The sequence below is a fragment of the Methanocalculus chunghsingensis genome, assembly GCF_018132105.1.
GTDB lineage: Archaea > Halobacteriota > Methanomicrobia > Methanomicrobiales > Methanocorpusculaceae > Methanocalculus > Methanocalculus chunghsingensis.
This window is the reverse complement of the sequence record NZ_JWHL01000014.1, coordinates 51,528-69,643: the sequence shown is the minus strand read 5'-3', so window position 1 is coordinate 69,643 and position 18,116 is coordinate 51,528. Positions and strand designations below refer to the sequence as shown.

20 protein-coding genes are annotated in these 18,116 nt (G+C 51.7%); 5 read left to right on the top strand and 15 right to left on the bottom strand.

The features are described 5' to 3' along the window. Nucleotides 1-58 precede the first annotated feature (58 nt). The gene (locus tag RJ53_RS08995) at nt 59-859 is read left to right on the top strand and encodes an ion transporter (RefSeq protein WP_211531287.1); all 801 of its coding nucleotides are present in this window, start codon (nt 59-61) and stop codon (nt 857-859) included. 65 nt (nt 860-924) lie between these two features. Here the strand turns inward: RJ53_RS08995 and RJ53_RS08990 are convergent, their stop codons facing one another. Beyond that, nucleotides 925-3,858, bottom strand: a complete 2,934-nt coding sequence (locus tag RJ53_RS08990) for a PAS domain S-box protein (RefSeq protein WP_211531286.1) — start codon at nt 3,856-3,858, stop codon at nt 925-927. Nucleotides 3,859-3,944: 86 nt separating this feature from the next. Beyond that, nucleotides 3,945-4,685, bottom strand: a complete 741-nt coding sequence (locus RJ53_RS08985) for a hypothetical protein (RefSeq protein WP_211531285.1) — start codon at nt 4,683-4,685, stop codon at nt 3,945-3,947. 155 nt (nt 4,686-4,840) lie between these two features. Between RJ53_RS08985 and RJ53_RS08980 the strand changes: the two genes are divergently transcribed. Beyond that, nucleotides 4,841-5,038, top strand: coding sequence for a hypothetical protein (locus RJ53_RS08980; protein WP_211531284.1), 198 nt, complete (start codon nt 4,841-4,843; stop codon nt 5,036-5,038). 84 nt (nt 5,039-5,122) lie between these two features. Here the strand turns inward: RJ53_RS08980 and RJ53_RS08975 are convergent, their stop codons facing one another. Further along, the gene (locus RJ53_RS08975) at nt 5,123-5,614 is read right to left on the bottom strand and encodes an AraC family transcriptional regulator (protein WP_211531283.1); all 492 of its coding nucleotides are present in this window, start codon (nt 5,612-5,614) and stop codon (nt 5,123-5,125) included. Nucleotides 5,615-5,782: 168 nt separating this feature from the next. Here RJ53_RS08975 and RJ53_RS08970 point away from each other — a divergent pair, with 168 nt between their 5' ends. Beyond that, nucleotides 5,783-6,184 carry a cupin domain-containing protein gene (locus RJ53_RS08970; RefSeq protein ID WP_211531282.1) on the top strand — a complete coding sequence of 134 codons (402 nt, stop codon included), beginning with the start codon at nt 5,783-5,785 and terminating at the stop codon, nt 6,182-6,184. 139 nt (nt 6,185-6,323) lie between these two features. Here RJ53_RS08970 and RJ53_RS08965 read toward each other — a convergent pair whose 3' ends face one another. Continuing rightward, nucleotides 6,324-6,587, bottom strand: coding sequence for a pro-sigmaK processing inhibitor BofA family protein (locus RJ53_RS08965; protein ID WP_211531281.1), 264 nt, complete (start codon nt 6,585-6,587; stop codon nt 6,324-6,326). A gap of 105 nt (nt 6,588-6,692) precedes the next feature. Between RJ53_RS08965 and RJ53_RS08955 the strand changes: the two genes are divergently transcribed. Then, nucleotides 6,693-8,660 (top strand): thiamine pyrophosphate-dependent enzyme, encoded by a 1,968-nt coding sequence (locus tag RJ53_RS08955; RefSeq protein WP_246496060.1) that lies wholly within the window; start codon nt 6,693-6,695, stop codon nt 8,658-8,660. Here RJ53_RS08955 and RJ53_RS08950 read toward each other — a convergent pair. The 11 genes from RJ53_RS08950 to RJ53_RS08900 all read right to left on the bottom strand — a co-directional run bounded on the left by RJ53_RS08950 (nt 8,637) and on the right by RJ53_RS08900 (nt 17,320). After that, the gene (locus RJ53_RS08950; RefSeq protein WP_211531280.1) at nt 8,637-9,341 is read right to left on the bottom strand and encodes an ABC transporter ATP-binding protein; all 705 of its coding nucleotides are present in this window, start codon (nt 9,339-9,341) and stop codon (nt 8,637-8,639) included. The two genes, RJ53_RS08955 and RJ53_RS08950, sit on opposite strands and share 24 nt — an antisense overlap. Beyond that, nucleotides 9,326-10,273 carry an ABC transporter ATP-binding protein gene (locus tag RJ53_RS08945; protein WP_211531279.1) on the bottom strand — a complete coding sequence of 316 codons (948 nt, stop codon included), beginning with the start codon at nt 10,271-10,273 and terminating at the stop codon, nt 9,326-9,328. Before RJ53_RS08945 ends, RJ53_RS08950 begins: the two co-directional genes overlap by 16 nt. Beyond that, nucleotides 10,270-11,073 carry an ABC transporter permease gene (locus tag RJ53_RS08940; RefSeq protein ID WP_211531278.1) on the bottom strand — a complete coding sequence of 268 codons (804 nt, stop codon included), beginning with the start codon at nt 11,071-11,073 and terminating at the stop codon, nt 10,270-10,272. The genes RJ53_RS08945 and RJ53_RS08940 overlap by 4 nt, the downstream gene beginning before the upstream one ends. Next, on the bottom strand, nt 11,070-12,017 hold the full coding sequence (locus RJ53_RS08935; RefSeq protein ID WP_211531277.1) for an ABC transporter permease: 948 nt from the start codon (nt 12,015-12,017) through the stop codon (nt 11,070-11,072). Before RJ53_RS08935 ends, RJ53_RS08940 begins: the two co-directional genes overlap by 4 nt. Before the next feature lie 17 nt (nt 12,018-12,034). Next, on the bottom strand, nt 12,035-12,793 hold the full coding sequence (locus RJ53_RS08930; protein ID WP_211531276.1) for a class I SAM-dependent methyltransferase: 759 nt from the start codon (nt 12,791-12,793) through the stop codon (nt 12,035-12,037). After that, on the bottom strand, nt 12,790-14,373 hold the full coding sequence (locus RJ53_RS08925) for an ABC transporter substrate-binding protein (protein WP_211531275.1): 1,584 nt from the start codon (nt 14,371-14,373) through the stop codon (nt 12,790-12,792). Before RJ53_RS08925 ends, RJ53_RS08930 begins: the two co-directional genes overlap by 4 nt. Nucleotides 14,374-14,572: 199 nt before the next feature. Next, the gene (locus tag RJ53_RS08920; protein ID WP_211531274.1) at nt 14,573-15,394 is read right to left on the bottom strand and encodes a cache domain-containing protein; all 822 of its coding nucleotides are present in this window, start codon (nt 15,392-15,394) and stop codon (nt 14,573-14,575) included. 138 nt (nt 15,395-15,532) lie between these two features. Then, a complete protein-coding gene (locus RJ53_RS08915) occupies nt 15,533-16,048 on the bottom strand; it encodes a nitroreductase family protein (RefSeq protein WP_211531273.1) in 516 nt (171 codons plus the stop codon). A gap of 2 nt (nt 16,049-16,050) precedes the next feature. Further along, nucleotides 16,051-16,536: a peptide-methionine (S)-S-oxide reductase MsrA gene (msrA, locus tag RJ53_RS08910; RefSeq protein WP_211531272.1), complete on the bottom strand. Its 486-nt coding sequence runs from the start codon at nt 16,534-16,536 to the stop codon at nt 16,051-16,053. Nucleotides 16,537-16,544: 8 nt separating this feature from the next. Continuing rightward, nucleotides 16,545-17,042: a ferredoxin-thioredoxin reductase catalytic domain-containing protein gene (locus tag RJ53_RS08905; protein WP_211531271.1), complete on the bottom strand. Its 498-nt coding sequence runs from the start codon at nt 17,040-17,042 to the stop codon at nt 16,545-16,547. After that, the gene (locus RJ53_RS08900; protein ID WP_211531270.1) at nt 17,039-17,320 is read right to left on the bottom strand and encodes a glutaredoxin family protein; all 282 of its coding nucleotides are present in this window, start codon (nt 17,318-17,320) and stop codon (nt 17,039-17,041) included. The genes RJ53_RS08905 and RJ53_RS08900 overlap by 4 nt, the downstream gene beginning before the upstream one ends. A 125-nt stretch (nt 17,321-17,445) precedes the next feature. Between RJ53_RS08900 and RJ53_RS08895 the strand changes: the two genes are divergently transcribed. Then, nucleotides 17,446-18,066: a hypothetical protein gene (locus RJ53_RS08895; RefSeq protein WP_211531269.1), complete on the top strand. Its 621-nt coding sequence runs from the start codon at nt 17,446-17,448 to the stop codon at nt 18,064-18,066. The last annotated feature ends 50 nt before the right edge of the window (nt 18,067-18,116 follow it).

Here is an 18,116-nt window from a genome sequence, read left to right as displayed (position 1 = left end):
TTCAGTCGTGGGTAGTTGACTGAATTACTCGTCAATCAGGAAACGGGTCTATGATATCATGGAGCCGGTATCGCGTGGTACTGAAGGGAGCTATCTCTTCGGCCTCTTCATCACCATAGCGATCCTTGCCAATCTCCTGGCAATGGTTCTCCTCAGCATCTCTGAGCTGAAGGAGGTCAGCCTTCCTCTCTATAATGCCCTCTGGAGCATTACAGGCATCACCCTGATGATCTTCATCTATGAGTATATCATCCGAATCTGGGCATCAGCCGCAGATCCGATCTATCGAAAGCCTTTCATTGGACGGTTGAAATGGGCGATGACCCCCTATGCCCTCATTGATCTCATCGTCATCCTGCCATTCATCATTCTTCTTCTCTTCGAGATCAATCTGACCGGACTCGTCGTTCTGAGGGTCTTCCGTCTCTTCAAACTGCTCCGGTATTCGGCCTCGATCAACCTGATCGTCAGGGTGATCAAATCCGAAAAGAATACCTTGATCACCACGTATCTCGTTCTTGGGATTGCCCTCTTCATTGCCGGAACCCTGATGTACGAGATAGAGAATATGGCACAGCCGGAAGCCTTTGCGAGCATTCCGGCTGCAATGTGGTGGGGGGTGATCACCCTGACAACGGTCGGGTATGGCGATGTTGTCCCGATCACTCCGCTTGGAAAGATGCTTGGGGCCATCATCGCGCTGATCGGCATCGGTATCTTCGCCCTCCCTGCTGGTATCCTGGCATCAGGTTTTACTGAAGCGATGAAACGGGAGACCGATACAGGAGGGGAGAATGAGACGTACCTCTGCCCCCATTGCAAGGAGGAAATTAAGAAGAATGAGCTCTGGAGAAAGTAGGATCCGGCACCCACCTTCCGTCGAAGATGAGCGTCACAGGTTCAGAGCTGATGGATCTCCCTATCTCACCTCTCCATCTTCCATACCCCTGCCGGTACCCGGATCTCAAACCTCGCCCCCTCACCATGCACCCCGGTCTCATGAATGGTTATCCCGGTGATCGCCAGGATCTCCCGTGCGAGGAAGAGGCCAAAGCCGGTATTTCTTCCAACGCCCTGCTTGAAGATCTCTTCCTTCTGGTCGTCAGGAACGCCGGGTCCGTCATCCTCCCAGGTGATCAGAAGATCGCCGTTCTGTTCCTCACACTGCACCTCCACCCAGCCCGCCCCCTCCGCATGCCGGAGAGTATTCTCCATCAGGTTGGAAAAGACCCTCTCGATCATCGGATCAGCAAGGATCAGGTATTCGCCGCAATCTGCATAAACGGGGATAGTGGAATAGGGGATTTCCGTAATAAGCTCCTCGACTTCATGCCACGCTGCCTTCTTCACCCCGAGCTCCTCGTATGTCCGGGTGAATTCGATCTGCCGCTGGATCTCATTGCCTGCCCGATCTATCTCACTCAGATACGCTGAAAGATTTGGATCATCGATCTCTTCGATTGTCAGGTCAAGGTATGCCTGAAGGATCATTATCTTGTTCAGGATATCATGCCGGGTGATGGATGAGAGGATCTGCAGCTTATGATTGGCTGTCTGGAGGGCCTCTTCTGCGATTCTCTGTTCGGTGATGTCACGTGCGGCGGCAAAGACACCCTGTACAGTACCTGACTGATCGGCATAGACACTTGCATTATAGAGGACATCCGTTGTCCTGCCGGAACGGTGGCGGATGGTGAGTGGATAATCCTTCACAAATCCGGATCTAAACGCTTCGGCATATCCTCTCCCTGCTTGTTCGGGATCGGTAAAGTAATCAGCAAAATCGCTTCCAATAAGTTTTTTTCGGGGTATTCCTGTTATTTTTTCGGTAGCATGGTTCACGTCTGTGATGAGGCCCTCCGGGCTGATGGTGACGAGCGGATCAAGACTTGCTTCAATAAGGCCGCGGGTATAGAGAGAGACCTTCTGCAATTCCTTCTCTGTCCGCTTTCGGTCTGTAATATCCTGCACTGCCCCATGAAGCCCGATGCAATTACCATTGATATCAAGGCTCTGGCGGCCGAGTGCATGCACGTTTCGTATCGTGCCATCAGGGCGGGCCATCTCAAGTTCAAGCCTGAAAGGCTCACCTGTCTCCAGTGTCCGATGAATCGCTTGTTTGAGACGATCCCAGCTGGCAGGGGTGTAAAGTGGCTGATGTTCTTTGTAATTCAGTGCGGGAAGGGCCGGATCTCTCCCGGCAATGGCATAGAGCTCTTCAGACCAGGTCATGGTGTCTGTCTCCATGATCCAGTCCCAGGTTCCGATATTTGCGAGCTGATGCACCTCCTTCAGTCGTTGTTGTATAGCGGCAAGATTAAACTCCGTGAGTTTCCGCTCAGTGATATCACGTATCGAGACGAGCATCGCAGGAAAGCCCTGAAAATCCATCCTTTTTCCGATACACTCCACCCAGGTGGTTCGCTTCGCATCTGTTACCAGTTGATAAAGCACAAGGTAGGCATCGATACCCTGGGCAACCTGATTGAAGTCCCGGAGACAATCCTCTTTTGACTCAGGTGCGACAAAATCAAGCACGTTCCTTCTTCCTACCAGCCCTTTGTAATCAGCAACATCGATGATTCCTCCGGCAGACTGGTTCATAAACAGGATATTTCCTGAGAAGTCGGCGATGAGGATCCCCTCGAGTGAATGCTCGACAAGTGCCCGAAACTTCTCCTCGCTCTCCCTGAGTGCCTCTTCAGCCTTTTTTCTTCTGGTGATATCCCGTATGATTCCTTCAATCCCCGCTGCATTTCCCGAATTGTCAAAAAGGAGGCGACAGGATACTGAAACAGGGAGGAGAATGCCATCTGCCTTTTTGAGTGTCGCCTCATAATCGGAGACCTTCCCCTCTGCTCTAACCTGTCTCAGAAACTCATTGCGTTCCTCAGGATATGCCCAGAAATCGGAAGCTGCCCTTCCAACAATCTCGTCAGCTGAAGCTACGCCCAAGATGGAAGCTGCTGAGTGGTTCACCATCGTGATCATCCCTTCAGCATCGCTCCTGTAGTAGATGTCCTGGAGATTGTCGATGATGCCCCGGAACATCTCTTCACTCTCCCGTAGTGCCTCCTCCTCCTGCTTACGTTGGGTGATATCGGTGGCAAGTGCCATGATGCAGGGTTCGCCGGATATAGCCACCTTGGTTGCATGCACCTCGGCGGGATACACTAAGCCATCCTTCCGCCGGTGCCGTACTTGAAATATCCTGTCTTCCATGACTGGCGAATCTTTCCAGAGCCATTGAATATCTGTACGAATCTTTGCATCGGGGTCAATATCCACAACATTCATCGAAAGGAGCTCTTCCATGCTGTAGCCGGTGGTTTTGATCGTCTTCTGATTGACATCGAGGATCCTGCCGTTGAGATCATGCAGGAAGAGCATCTGGCTTGACCTGTCCACAAGTGTTCGGTACTTCTCTTCGCTCTTTCTGCTCGCCTTCTCTGCCCTGTGAAGATCAACAGCCTTTCTGATCTTCCTCTCAAGCTCGGCAAACTGGGATCTTGGATCTCCCCCTTTCTGAATATAGAAGTCTGCCCCGGCCTCAAATGCCTCGATGACGACTTCCTCCCTCCCTTTTCCTGTGAAGAGGATGAACGGGGTTGTATCCCCCCTCTCTCTGAGTGTCTTTAAAAATGCGACTCCATCCATTCCTGGCATCTGATAGTCGGAGACGATTACATCGTACGATCGCGTCTCCAGCTCACAAAGTGCATCATGTGCCTTATCAAGAGTATTAACCCGGACTCCGTTGCTTCTCTCAAGAAATAACCGGCCTACCTTAAGGAGTGGCGGTTCATCATCCACGTAAAGAATTGAGATCTGAGTGTTATCAGATCCGGGAGATGGCATATCCTTTCATTGGTATATTAGATGATAAATTTTGTTTATTATCACTCTCAAAGTTCAGGCATCTTCTCCATGAAGATCGATCATCTCTATTTTACTGATTCGCTTGCCGGCATGGATCTGATAGCATTCCACAGGTTTTTGGTTGTATCATCAGACAAGACGCCATCTATCCACCAGCCGGTAAAGGCATCCTGTCGGGGAGTCATCGTAAACTCAAACAGCCCTTCAGCACCATTCTCGGACCATCTTCCCGTGAGGATGTATCCTCCGCCTGATAGCGTCCCGGAAATAGCACCATAATCTCCATCGTATCCGTATGTCCCTTGTACAGTGTTACCTGCCTGATGGAGCTTCATCTCTCCGACCCCTTCAACCTCGTCCTTCCAGATTCCGGTCCATGATACTTTCAGAGGAGTCGTTCTCGTACCGTTCCATGGAATTGGTGTTGTTTCCTCGGATACCGTCTCATTCATCCACCAGCCGCTATAGGCGGCCTGCCCCGTGTCCATGACCAGTTCAAATGGTCCTGCAGCACTGTTGCTTTCCCATCTGCCGGTCAGAATGTATCCTTCTTCTGATAGTATTCCTGATACCCTGACAGGATCAGCATCAGATCTGTTGTAGATCCCCGAGACCGTCTCCCCCTCCTGTATCAGCGTCATTATTCCCCTCTCATCTGTTGTGCTGTTCCAGACTCCTGTCCAGAAGATATCTGTTCCGAAAGAGGATTTCGATGCATCGGTGCATCCTGCGCAGAATGAAAGGCTTATGACAAGAATGCTGATAAGCAGCAGCAGAAGAAGGCTGTTAGAAATTTTATTCATCATGGAATTCACTCTCATTATGTGTAAGGATAAGGCTATTGATATTTTAATATAAAACAGTTGCTATATACTATCCTCTCTCAAACGTTTTCATCAGAACAAGATAAAACCCCCCAAAAAGCCCTCGATCAGATCCCCTGTAACAGGCAGGGTAACTGATGGCTCCGTCACAAACGGCACTGGTCTTCACATTTGATTATCGGGCAGAATACCATCTTCTTCTGCATCGTCCCCGGCCTGCGCAGCCGGCGGCCGCACTTGGAATTATGGGGATCGCGGTGGCGGTTATCCTCCATGAGGCTTCTGATCTTTTTGCTGTTGCCTACGGGCTTCGGGTGGCGGAATTGAGGGGGTGAGATTCCCGGAGACTTCCGGGACCGTACCCTGGTATGATAGGGGGATATGTTCCCCTCCTCTCTGTGAATGGCTCCGGTTCCCCCTCATTTGAGAGCCAGGCAGATCTCAACACGGTGGAGCTTCTCCGGGTCCTCATCCGGAGAGTTCAGATAGATCTCATATCCCGGGCGTGAGAGATCGAGCTCAAGGTTATTCTCGTTGATCCATCCCGCTATCGCATACCATGCAGGGCTGTACTCCTCCGGCCCGGTGAGTTCGGCCTGCATCACGGCATATTTTCCTCCGGGGAGTGTCTGCCTCTGTATCTCCCCGTCCAGAGGGATCTCAATTCCGGGGGGAATCGTCATACAGACATCGACCCTCAGTTCTTCCGGGGGGGTCGTATCGGGATCATCGTAATAGGCGGAGAGAAGCCGGGTCTCCGGCCCGAACAACTGCTTGTCGCCTGCCCATCCGCAGAGCGTGCCAAACAGTTTTTCAAAAACGCTCGTATTTCCGATATAATTTCCGACAAATGAGACATAGACGACCTCTTTTGGATCGATATCCTGTACATGTGGTGCTGAAAGATTCATCGTATATCACCTCGTTCTCTTCATATTATTCATATTCCCAATGCGCAATAAAAACCATGCCCCGGAGGGTGAATGTATTCCTGGATTGCCCTTTCCGAAGCAGTAATATAATCCTTTGACGAAGTGGTGATAACGGCCATCTGCCGTGAGAAAGTATGGAGGATAGATATGAAGAAAGGTTTTGCAGCAGATATTGAGAAAGACACAGTAGAGAACACCGATTTCCGGCGGGTTCTGTATACAGGAAAGTACAGCCAGCTCGTGCTGATGAGCTTAAAGCCCGGCGAGGAGATCGGATCTGAAGTCCATGACGACATCGACCAGTTCTTCCGGTTCGAGCAGGGTGAGGGAAAGGTTGTCATCGATGGTGTTGAACACGTCGTCAAAGATGGAAGTGCCGTCATCGTTCCTGCCGGTGCAGAACATAACGTCATTAATAGCTCACAAACAGCCGATCTCAGAATCTATACCATCTACTCTCCACCGGAACACCAGGATAAGACGATCCATACAACAAAAGCTGAAGCTGAAGCATCCCATGAGCATTTCAACGGGAAGACAACTGAGTAAATCTCTCCCGCCCCCTCTCTTTTTCTGTTCACCAGTTCGTAAAGTTTTATTCACCGGGATTGAACAATTCTTTATTCTCTGTTATCCCCCTCCAAAGCAAGTGCTATTCGAGAGACAATCCCGGAAAACAAGATAATCCTCAGAGGGGCACTCCGAGGATATGGAGAAGGATAACAATAACAACGCCAATGATCCCTCCGATTGCGCTGATCAGGATCGTCACAAGGTTGATGGGGATATCCGGCCTTCCAAAGATACCCATCAGATTGATCAGATTGATTAGGAAGAGGAGGACGATACCGATGATCGCATTATAGACGAGATATACCGCCTTCTTCAGGAGATAGTACAGGGCGACTGCGATCACCACAGCAATCAGGATACCCAAAATCGAGCCGTACATACTGAATCTCCAATCTCTTTCTATTTAAGGTATATGGAAGAGACGGATCACCCCACTCCACAAGACCTATTATCTCGTCAGATCATCTGAGAGATACGAGGTTTGATGATGTCACAATGGCGATGTTCTGTCTGCGGATATATCTATGATGAGGAGACGGGTGAGCCTTCAACCAAAACAGATCCACACACCCTCTTTCAGCTCCTTCCTCATGACTGGCGATGCCCGGTCTGTGCGGCTGGAAAGGACGCTTTTTCTGCTATCCCTTCCGAAGATCGATCAGGTCCCGCCATCCCGATGATCTGGCGGTGCGGTGTCTGCAACTACCGGTATGATGAAGAGACTGGTGAGCCAGCGACCGATACTCCGGCAGAAACCCGGTTTGCCGAACTTGATGACAGCTGGCGATGCCCGGTCTGTGGTGCGGCCCGATCGGCGTTTCTGATGGTACGGAGGGATACAATCACCCATGACCTGTCCGAAAAGACCGTATCGGATGCCATTATTGAAGAACTCCTTGCATCCGGGATTACCCTCGTCTTCGGACTCCCGGGGACATCCTCCCTTGGTCTTGTCGATGCTATCCGGCGGGATGAGCGGATGCGGTATATCGTTGTCCGGCATGAGGCGGCGGCAGCAATGGCCGCATCAGCCTATAACAAGCTCACCGGAGAGATGGCTGCCTGCCTCACCATAGCCGGACCGGGTGCAACCAACCTGGCTACCGGACTCTATGATGCAAAAGAAGATAGAGCGTCGGTTCTCTCCATTAACGGCCAGGTTTCGATCCAGTACACCGGTGAGTATGGGCTGCAGGAGATCGACCAGGACGCCTTCTTCCGGCCGATCACGGTTTATAATAATACCATCTCTGATCGAAAGATGACCCTTCTCCTCCTCACCCGTGCCGTCAGGTATGCCCGACTCCGCCATGGTGTCGCGCAGCTCTCTGTCCCAAATGATATCCAGAAACAACGGCTCGATCCGGCGATATGCAGGCGGGAGATCGTCATCACCGAACCGGGAATCACACCCGATGATGAATCGCTTCGCCGGGCCGCAGAGGCGATTGAGGCCGCCGAGCATCCGGTGATCCTGGCCGGATATGGTGCATACCCAGATGGTGACGCAATCATTGCACAGGCTGAGAAGATCGATGCCCCGATTCTGACCACCTTCCGTTCCAAAGGCATCATCCCCGAGGATCATCCCCGGGTGATAGGGGTCCTCGGCTCGCTCGGCTCTCCGCAGGCACGCACCCTCGTTGAGCGGGCTGATCTCATCATCACCTATGGCGTAAGCTTCTCAAAGTTCACCAACGTCCCGACAGAGACACCGATCATCCAGGTTGATACCAACCCGGTCCGGCTCGGGATCGGTCCGGAGACGATACCGCTCTGGGGGAGCTGTTCGCTCACCATCCCGCTCATAACCGGCATGGTGACTGAGAAGCGGCGTCCGGGTCTTACCGATGAGATCGCCCGTATGAAGCAGGAGTGGATCGATCAACGCAACCGTGAGGCAGATCCCGATGCTCTCCCTATTCGTCCCCCCTATATTATGCAGGTCCTCTCTGAGACGCTTCCTGATGACTGCGTCATCGCCCTTGATGTCGGTGAGAACCAGTGGTGGTTCGGACGTAACTTCCGGATGAAGAAGCAGCGGTTCTGTATGAGCGGGTACCTCGGCACGATGGGATTTGGGTTCCCTGCGGCAATTGCGGCAAAATGTGCGTATCCTGATAAGAAGGTCGTCTGTATCACCGGCGATGGAGGCTTCTCCCAGGCGATGGCCGACTTCGTCACAGCAGTGAAGTACGACCTGCCGATGGTTGTGATCGTCATCAATAACCGGGAGCTCGGGATGATCCAGGTCGAGCAGCTGATGGAGCATTACGAAAACTTCGGAACCGACCTGAAGAACCCGGACTTTGCCGCCTATGCAGAGGTCTGCGGGGGGGTTGGGATACGGGTTTTGGAACCACAGGATCTCGCCCCTGCTCTCGAAGAGGCATTGAAACAGGAAAAACCGGTGATCCTTGATGTCATCTCAGATTCCCGGCGGTTCGTCTGAAGAGATCTCTCCGTCTGCTAACCTCACAACCCTGTCTGATATGAACCTGACGACCGCTTCATCATGGGAGATGAAGAGACACCCCATTCCTGTCTCTTTCTGGATAGTGCGGAGCAGCTGAAGGATCTGTGCCTGCACCGATACATCAAGTGCTGATGTCGGTTCATCCAGGATCAGGTAGGATGGCCTGTGAAAGAGTACCCGTGCAAGGGCAATCCGCTGGATTTGTCCTCCGGAAATCTGGTCCGGATATCGTCGCAACACCTCGGGATCAAGACCTCCGACCGCGAGCATCTCCCTGATCGCCTCTTCAATGCCATCACTCCCTACCCCGGCAAGCCTCGCCACATCCTCAAGGGATCGGCTGATCGTCTTCATCGGGTTTAATGCACTGGCCGGATCCTGGAAGACCATCTGAACGGATCGGCGATAGGATCGGAATTCGGACCTCTTCATGCGGTGTATGTCACTCCCTTCGTAGAGGATCCTCCCGGATGTCGGTCTGTCAAGTCCGGCGAGAATCCTCGCAAGGGTACTCTTTCCGGATCCCGAGTCTCCCATCAGCCCGACTGTCTCCCCTTCCTGAATCTCCAGTGAAACTCCCTTCAGTACATCAAACGGGACTTTTCTGAAATGGCCGCGCAAATAGCTCTTCTCTATATTTTCTACTGCGAGTGGCACAGGTGGCACCTCACATATCGATCGTCAATCATACCAAGCTGAGGATGATCTCTCTCACAGACTGCCGTTCTTTTGCCACACCGTGGATGGAACCGGCACCCAGAGACGATACGACTCATTGGTGGTGATACTCCCGGGATTGGAACGCATCCGTTCTCCGGCAGGCTTCCAAAGAGCCCTTTCGTATAGGGATGATACGGCTCTTCAAAGATGCGGTTTGCATCCCCCATCTCGACCACCTCTCCTGCATACATAATCCCTATCCGGTCAGCAAGTCTCCGGGCAACCGCGAGATCATGGGTGATGAGAATGATAGCCATCTCCTCCTCTTCCATGATTCGCTCAAACTCAGTGATGACATCCTGAATACGTGACCGGTCAAGTCCTGTTGTTGGTTCATCTGCGATCAGAAGATCCGGGGAGAGGATCGTTGAGGAAGCGATGACGAACCTCTGGTTCATCCCGCCGGATGACTCAAACGGATACCTCTTCATCTCGATACCGGGATCTGAAAACCCCATCCGCCGGAGTGCTCCAGCCACCATTCTATTACTCTCTTCCTTACTCTTTTCAGTATGGCGGAGGATCGTCTCTCGAATCTGGTGGCCGATGGTATAGAGAGGGTTTAATGCACGAGACGGGTTCTGGAGGACAATCCCGATCTCACAACCCCGCAGGAGAACACGCTCCTCTTCAGGGATGCTCTGGAGATCCTTTTCTTTATACCGGATTTCTCCAGAAACAAGTGCCTCAGGTGGAAGGAGGCCGGAGATCGCATGAGCGATGATTGATTTGCCACACCCCGTCTCACCGACAAGTGTCAGCACCTCATCCTCACAGAGATCGAATGAGACGTCTGTTACTGCCCTGACGGTCTCCTCACCTGAAACAAATGAAACAGAGAGGTTCTTTATATCCAGGAGCCTGCTCATCCTCTCACCCCGATATCAGCTCCTTTCTCACGGGAGTATCCGATGAGGGCTATTGCCATGACACAGACAGAGATGGCAATTCCTGGTGGAATATACCACCACCACATACCATTCAGCAGTCCCCCTTTTGTGAATGCAAATGAGAGCATCACCCCCCAGCTCTTCATGGACGGATCGCCAAGTCCGATGAAGGAGATGGATGCCTCGGTGATCATTGCTGATGCAGCCAGGAGCATGAACTTAGGAAAGACGATATGGGTGAGGTTTGGAGCGATCTCTCTCGCCATGATGAATCTGTTGGAGAACCCAAGGCAGCGTGCACTCAGAACAAATCCACTCTCCCGGATCTGAAGGACTTTGGATCTGGCAATCCGTGCGATAGCTGTCCATGAGAATGCTCCAAACACCAGGATCAGAACCCAGATCCCTGATCCGAGAAACGCTGCGATGATGATGATCATCGGAATCTTTGGGATCATCAGGAAGATGTCGGTTACCCCCATCAGAAGATCTTCGATCCACCCACGATAGTAGCCTGCGATGATACCGATGATCACCCCGAGGAGGGTGGCAAGTATTGCAGCGACAAAACCAACGAAGAGGGAAGCACGGGCACTGTATATCAGCTCAGAGAGGATATCATGGCCCATATCATTTGTTCCAAGGATGTGGTCAGTACCAGGTTCTGCATATGGAGTGAACCGGATATATGGATCATAGGGAGCGAAGATCCATGGAGCAACTGCCATCAGGAAAAAAATCGAGAGAATGGCAAACCCGATAAGACCTGCCCGATTCATTCCCCCCTCCTGATCCTCGGATCGATGATTCCATAGAGGATATCAGCGGCAATATTTGCGAGGATAACCATAATCGCAATCACAAGAAGGCATCCTTCAAGAATTGGATAGTCGCGGGAGAGGACGGCATCATAGATGAGCATCCCCATTCCCGGCATTGAGAAGACGATCTCAATAAAAAGTGCACCTGAAAAGATGAACCCGATATCAAGGGCGATCTGTGTGATCACCGGGAGGGATGCATTTTTAAGTATATGTCGTCTCAAAACCATCCGATCGGTCAGCCCTTTTGCCTTGGCATAGAGGGGATAGTGTTCATGAAGCTCCTGTATGACACTCCCCCTCATGATCAGACAATTTCGTGCAGCGATAAAGAGTGCGAGGACAGCGATGGGAAGAGCAAGGTGGTGAAGCCATGTGAGGATACCGCCCGTTGCCGGAGCTCCCTTCAGAGGGAAGAGGCCGAAATGGAAGGAGAAGATTGAGAGGGCGATAAGTCCGAGGAAGTACGGGGGCGTGCTTGATATTGCTATGGATCCGTAGGTCCAGAGCTGTGAGCTCTTCTGTGACCTGTTCATTCCCGCGGCTGCACCGAGCAGAACACCGAGTATCACTCCTATCAGAGTGGCAATACCAACAAAACCCAGCGTCCAGATCATCCGTTCGATGATGATTGAAGAGACCTCAGCATGAAGCAGATAGGAGTATCCGAGATCAAGGGATGCAAGGCTCTGAAGATAGAGTGTGAACTGCTCGTGAAGGGGGCGATCCAGTCCGAGAGATTGTGTGATCTCCTGAATCGTCGCCTCAGAGACGTACGCACTCTCTCCGATCAGATTGGCTATCGGGTCCCCCGGCATCATCCTCGGAAGGGCAAAATTCAACGTGATGATGAGGAAGAGGGAGATGAGGTATCGCGGCCACCGATAGATGATTGCATGCATATCCCCAAGGACCCGCCTTATCGTTTGATGGTGATCAGCATATCCTCATCCCGAAAAGCAACCTGAAGTATCTCCTTCTCCATATGAAGCCGCTGATGATCCCTGAGAAATGAAACTATCTCTTCCTCTGTCCTGAGTGTGTTCCTTGCACGCTTCAGGGCTAGTTCAAAGGGAAGATGGAAATTCCGTATGAATCCATCAAGCAGGTATTCAATACCGAGGGCTTCAAGGATAGCGGTGATATGCCTGTAGCTTATCTGCTCGGCAGGACCGCTTGCAAAATCAAGGAGGGGATCACGTTCTCCTGCCCGATAGATGAAGAATGAACCTTTCTTTCCATGGTTGATCGCCCGCCTGAGAAAACTGGTGATACCTTCATCGATGAAACTGTATGCAGCGAGGGTATAATCAACAGGCGGGATCTCCCCGGCTGCTTTTTCATCCCATAGAGAACAGATCATCTCACATTCACCTTTGCTTTTAAGGATGGAGAGGTGATATTCCGAGGGATCAAGCGCAATGACATGGTGGCCCGCTTCTGCAAGCGGGATTGCAAAAGCCCCTGTCCCTGCACCAATATCCAGGATGGTTGATTCCGGTTCAATACGGGAGAGAATTGTCGGGACAATCTCCCCCGGATACCCTGAGTGTCGGATCATCTCATCGTAGAGACCATACTCCCGCCAGAACTTATCATGGCTTATCTGCCGCTCCTTGAGGATTTTATGGTAGGTGCATGCATTCAGTGCTGTAACCCATGCGGCTTCGTCACTCATGCACCAGACCTCTGTATATTGACAAATGTCTCCATATTGTAGATTCCATAGAGCGGATCGGTCTTCCATCCGGTGAATGCCGTATTGTAGGGTGTCACAATCTTATTCCAATAGAGCGCGATTCCAGGGAGGTTTTCCGCATAATAATCCTGCATCTGCCATGCGTACTCACGCTGTAGGGAGGGATCTGTTGTATCCCGCATCATATCACAGAGTTCAAGGAAGGGGGGGTCATCAAGGTAATGCAGAACACCCTGCCCGGTCCTTCTGCTGTCAAAATACCCGGTTCCATATCCTGCATGCATATACATTCCCCAGGGTGTCGTCCGGGTAATCGTCAGATCATAGGAGTAACTATCCTTTAATGTAAACCAGGTTGTTGCATCCACGGTCTTGATGGTTGTTCTCACCCCGATATCATTGAGATAGTCGGCTATCAGCTCGCCGGTACGTGCGTATTCTGATCGGATAAGAATCTCAAGCCCGATTTCTTCTCCATCCTTTCCCTGCCGGTAGCCGTTTCCGGTTTTGTCCGCATATCCGGCAGCATCAAGAAGCGCTTCTGCATGGGCCGGATTGTATGAGAGGGGGGGTGTATCCCTGAAGAATTCCATTGATGGAGGAACAAATCCACGGTTTGGCACTTCTCCATATCCGAGAGCATCGATCCGGATGATCTCTTCATAGTTTATGGCATATGCGATCGCCTCACGGAATGCCGGATCATCTGTTGGTGCGCTCTTCAGGTTCAGTCCGAGAAATATCAGCCCGACATTTGTTGTCTCGATAAAATCGAAATTTCCGGTTGCTTCAAGACGCTGGATGCCGGTATATGGATATGATCCAGCATATCGGTAGAAGGTATCAACATCTCCCCGTTCAAGAGCAAGCATGGCGCTGTCAATGTTGCTGTACGAATGAACTTCGATACGGTCGATTGATGGCTCTTCTCCTCTCCAGTGCTGGTTTCTCTCGAATGTGAGTATTCCTGCCTGAAGATTGATATCATCCAGATAGAAGGGCCCTGATCCGGTATATGGTCCTCTGCTGGTATATTGGAGAGGCTCATCAATGGACTCCCAGTCTCGTGCAGGAACAATTCTGTATGAGCAGAACTCCAGATCAATGGTGGTGTACGGCTGGGTAAAGATAAAGCTGACATAGTTGTCACCTATCAAAATATCATCCAGGTTTTCACCGATCCAGCGTGCTGATGGTATCTTCTCTCCGTACGTGGTTATTGAGAAGGCGACATCCTCAGGGGTGACTGGTGTTCCGTCACTCCAGAAGAATGAGTCATCGATATAAAATGTCCAGATCCGGTTATCATCTGAAACGGTATAATGAGATGCAAGATACCCGATAATCTCACCATTCTCGTTCATCCGAGAGAGTGTCGGGTTTGAGAGGGCGAAGAAGATACCAAGATTATAATCTCCAAAGACATTCTGGCTTTTTATCTCCATCGGCGTTCCGATCCGGAGGACGTTCTCATGATCAGCCGGGTCGCCGCCAACACACCCTGCTGTCAGCAGTATGCTCACAGTTACAAAGACTATTCCTACTGTGTGTATTCTCATAGTATCTTAACCCCTTACCATCGAAAAATAATTACTAATCGTAATACTATATCTTAAGCAAAGGTATAAAGGTGTCGTTTTTTCATGATAATGATTGATCTATATATAAAAAAACGTGATTCTCATCAAGTATTTGGATCTTTAGTAAATAAAAATTGATTTATAGTAGAAAATTTTTCTTGTTATGTGCGAGCTGTGTTCATCCAACCACCCGGACAACCGAGACCCGCCACTCCTCTCCATGCAGGCTGACTGTCGTCCAGATCGCTTCCTTCGTCTCTCCGCGGAAGATATAGGTTCCTTTTCCCTGCCTCTCCTCAGTGACCCGTGTGACAAGAGCAATCAGCTCAGGGAACGGGCTATAGGCGGGATCATCGAGGGGGAGGCCTATCTGGTCGGGATCGGTATCATAGAGGACCCGCCCCTCCGTATCCACAATAGTTACCGTATAGGGGGTTCCCGCCATGACTGGTGAGACTATTTCATCGAGGAATACGTCCGGATGAAAGACGATGGATGTAAATCCGATGAACTGCCCTTCAGTAGCTGCCCCCTCGCCATGCGAGAAGATGGGGGATCCGATGAAGGTCGCCTCCATTCCTTCCACAACCGGGATGATCCCGCTCATGATCGGTCGTTTCGTCATGAGAATATGTCGGGTCGCCTGCTGGTGGGAGACATCGACCCCCTCGACGGTATGATAGGCGGGCGGTTCTGCTGCGATGATGATCCCATCCGGATCGACGGTGGTGCAGTCGATGATCGCCGGATGGCGCTTGCTGAGTGAGAGGAGGATCTCACGTGCGTCATCCCCCTCGATGCCGGTTTCGCCGAGTGCATATGCGGCGACAGCGAGGTCATGATCAAGCGCTTCAAGGGCTTCGGTGATATCTGACTGAAGATGGATGAGGGAGGTTGATGCATCATCCCTCTCATAGATGGGCGTTACCAGGGAGCCGATCACAACCCCGATGAAGAGGCAGGTGATCGCGATGGCTATCGTCTGAACCGGGCTGTTCATATAACTGCATCTCTTTTTTATGATATAAGATATCTATCTCCTTGTGGAGTTCTTATATCCTGAAACGGGTCATCACCGATGCTGAAACCGCCTCTGTCGTTGTGTGAAGATACCGATCCGACAGGTATCATGATCCCGTCAGTCCAAAGGCCATCCCTGTACAACCAGCTCCTTGATCCGCTTCCTCTTCTTCTCCGGAGGTCTGTCTGCCGGATACCCGAGCGGGGTAAAGGCGATCGGCTCCTCACCGTCCGGAAGATGAAGATGGCGACGTGCCGCCCTGGGATCGAAGGCAGCCACCCAGCAGGTCCCGAGCCCGAGACTGGTTGCCGCAAGGATGATATGGTCCATCAGAATTGCCGCATCCACAAGGGCATAGTTGACCCCGTCCTTCCGCGTCCATGCTTCTGCGGGGGCTGCTGTCACGCAGAGGAGAAGGGGGGCGGATGCAAACCAGCTCTTCGGATAGATATCGGCAAGTTTCTCTTCATGCCCCTTTGTTGGAAGGATGTATATCCTATATGGCTGGCGGTTCACTGCAGACGGCGCAAGGCGGCCGGCCTCAAGGATCTCTGCCAGGATCTCGTCACTCACCGGATCCGGACGATACGCCCGGACACTATACCGCGTGGTGAGTACCTCCATAAACTCCATCGTCAGAACCTCACTCCACAGCCGTTTTTCCCCTGTTTTTTAAAGTACTGCTGATGATACTCTTCAGCAGGCCAGAATCGTCCTGCAGGAATGATCTCGGTCACGACCGGACGTCTGAACCGGCCTGACGTATCCATCCGATCCCGGGAGGCGACCGCCTGTGCATACTGTTCATCGGAATGCGTGAAGATGGCGGAGCGGTACTGGCTCCCGATATCAGGCCCCTGCCGGTTCAGTGTCGTCGGATCATGCATCGTCCAGAACCGTATCAGCAGATGATCATAGGAGATGATTGCGGGATCGAACGTCACCTCGACTGCCTCTGCATGACCGGTACTCCCGGAACAGACATCCTCATAGGTCGGGTTATCCACTACCCCCCCGGTGTATCCGACCCGTGTCGATATGACACCGTCAAGTTCGGCAAACGCCGCCTCAACACCCCAGAAACATCCTGCCGCGAATGTTGCGATCTCTTGCGCACCCATGATACACCTCAGGCGAACCGCTCAAACCGATCCTTATCAACGCCGCAGATCGGGCAGGTCTCCGGCGGGTGTTTCCGTGCACAGAGATATCCACAGACACGACAGCGCCAGACCGGGAGGGCAAATCCAGCCCCTTCTTTTATGACAATCTCTCTCTTCCGTTCAGCACGTGGTGGCCGCCGTTCCGGTATACATTCGATCTCTTCCTCTCCTGAGAGAACCTTTTTTGAGACGTACAGGGAGCAGTAGCAGGCATCATACTCATCGATGTCCTGATCCCGGTAGTCACAGGGGCAGATGATATCGATATCCTCCTCTTTCCTTCCAAAAGAGAGGCGGCAGGGGCATGCCGGATATCCATACCGGCGGGAGTTTGTGATCAGCCCCTTCAGAAGTGCATGCAGCGCCTCCCTGTCCGGGGTGAGGTGGTAGCCATGTGCCTCCGCTTCAGATCCAAGCATCTCTTCAAGAGTGGCAATCTCTTCCTCTGTCGGCTCAGGAGTCATCGGGCAAACAGCCTCCGGATGTCATCTTCACGGTAGCCGACGATCGCTTCTTTCCCATTGATCACAAGGGTTGGGAAGGATCCCGCAGGGTTGAACCGCTCGACCTCGGTGATCACCGCCTCAAGCTCTTCAGGGGAGAGAAGATCGGCATAGATGTACCGGAACTTCAGGTTCAGGCTCTGCAACAGCTCTTTTGTCTTTGCACACCACCGGCAGGTGGAGAGTGCATAGAGGACCAGATCTCCGCGTTCCTCTCCATCAACTACAGTATATTCCATATATCCTGACAGGAGCCAGTACCCTTAAGGGTATCGGAGGGGATCTCTGATGAGAGGTACCTGGTGGGGGTACCTCCCGACTGCCTCGGAAATATTTATAAAAATATAGTTATATAATTCCCCTGATGAGACCGATCGATCAGGATGATGCCATATCGATCCTCTCGATCATTCTTCATCTTCTTCTGCTGATAATGATCATCACCGTCACCTTGTATCTTTTCATGTATTTTCCTGGCGAAGAGCCGAAGGGCCTATATGTACGGGCGATTGAGGTCAGCCGCGGCACGATGCAGGTTGCCGGTGATCCGCTCGGCTACTCCTCGGTTCCCCGTGAAACAGATGGTGTTGTAATACTCCCTTCTGTCCATAATGAGGAGGCCATCGGAGCCGTCAGGGTATCCTTCTCACCGGTTATCGGCGATATTGCAGTTGATATCAACAAAATATCGGTCTTTTTGTATCAAGGTGATGAAAAGATCCGGCTCACCCCCTCGCATCAATCTCCCCTCTCTTCTGGTGAATGGATGGTACTCCACCGGAGAGAATCCCGTATTATCAGGGAAACCGGTGATAGATCAACCATCGGTCTTGGTGAAAGCTTTGATATCCTGATCGTCCTTCCCGGACCTCTGGTTTCAGGTGACCGGCTCCGGCTCTCCATCTTCCTCATGCCGGATACCGCCATCCCTATCGAGCGGTCGATCCCGCACCGGGTGGCCTATACAACTCTTCTCTCCCCATGAACCATTCCAAAGCGTTTATCAGCTTTAAATCGGTAATACCAGTTAGTTGG